Genomic DNA, 1,151 nt, shown 5'->3' with positions numbered 1-1,151 from the left:
AAGGCGCAGAAGCCTCTTGCTTAGGTTCTTTTTTCGCATCTGACTCATTCTTCTCTTTGTCATTTTTATTCGGTAAAACGGTAATCTGAAAACAAATGACCCCTACTTCACCAGGGCATTCATCAATGGGAATGTCTAACGTTGGTTCCCCTTGAATTAAAATCTTTTCATGCATGATGCTTTTCTTCGTGAGCCCTGTTTTATTAAAAGCTTTCTTCGCAACAAACACCGTATACGAAATAAACGTACTCTTCTTTAATCCTTTCGGCGCAGATGGTGACCCTTTTTCACGCATATCAAAGGCAACGTAGCGATCATATTCTCGTAGTGGTCCTGTGGCTGATCCGGTTAAGGTAATTTTATGTGGCATAATAGTCTCCTCCTGCGTAGATTTTTAGTTATTGTTTATTTAGAACACAGTTCTAAATAAATATATTATATTAAAACATCAGCTTCTAAAAGATTTCTACTTTTTTTGATTAGGAAGCTGTGTCTTTTAACTGGTTATGTTGACGCAAACAGTCTTGTTCCTCTGGCGTTAAAGCTTGTCCTAAGTCTTGTTTTACCTGAGCGATCTCCAACAAACTATATGTGGAGCTGTGTTCCTCCAAGAGACCCTCTTCTTCCAGTGTTAGCTCTTGTCCTAAATCTTGCTTTAACTGAATCATTTCAAGCTGTTGATCCAAAGATATCTCTGTTTCTTTTGGAGCTTCTTCTTGCTGCTGTTCAGTCTTTAACCAATCTGGAACTAGTTCCTTACGGATAATTCGTTTTGGTGGAGCCAATGTTGTTTCTTTGCTTTCGTTATGTATAACTTCTTGTTGTTTTGCATATACTGATGAATAATCCTCGTCTTTAGACTTTGTTAAATCATAGAATTGATTTTTCGCAATCTGATAGATTAATCTACACATATCCCGTAGGGATAATGGGTTGCCTTGTTGATTAGCTTCATGGACATATTTATCTAGCCCAACAATGGTTGAATACGCAATTTTATGTACTTGCTCTTTTTTAATCTCAATCTCTGTATCTCGCTTCACGGCTTTTGCAGCATTTTGAATGCGAGCATAGAAGTCTTGTAGTTGATGTCCATATTTACCTGCATAGACTTGATTGACTTTCTTAGGCACACCTTTGATATAGCTGAA

2 pseudogenes are annotated in these 1,151 nt (G+C 37.4%); both read right to left on the bottom strand.

Annotated features, from left to right (window positions below):
* Positions 1 to 370 (bottom strand): annotated as a pseudogene (locus tag ACH0CI_RS28185) (ParB N-terminal domain-containing protein); the annotation flags it as partial.
* Positions 371 to 479: 109 nt separating this feature from the next.
* Positions 480 to 1,151: pseudogene (locus ACH0CI_RS28180) on the bottom strand (replication protein); the annotation flags it as partial.

It is taken from the genome of Priestia sp. 179-F W1.4 NHS, from assembly GCF_045369295.1.
Lineage (GTDB): Bacteria > Bacillota > Bacilli > Bacillales > Bacillaceae_H > Priestia > Priestia zanthoxyli.
Note: the sequence above shows the minus strand (reverse complement) of the source record. Positions and strands in the feature narration are given on the sequence as shown.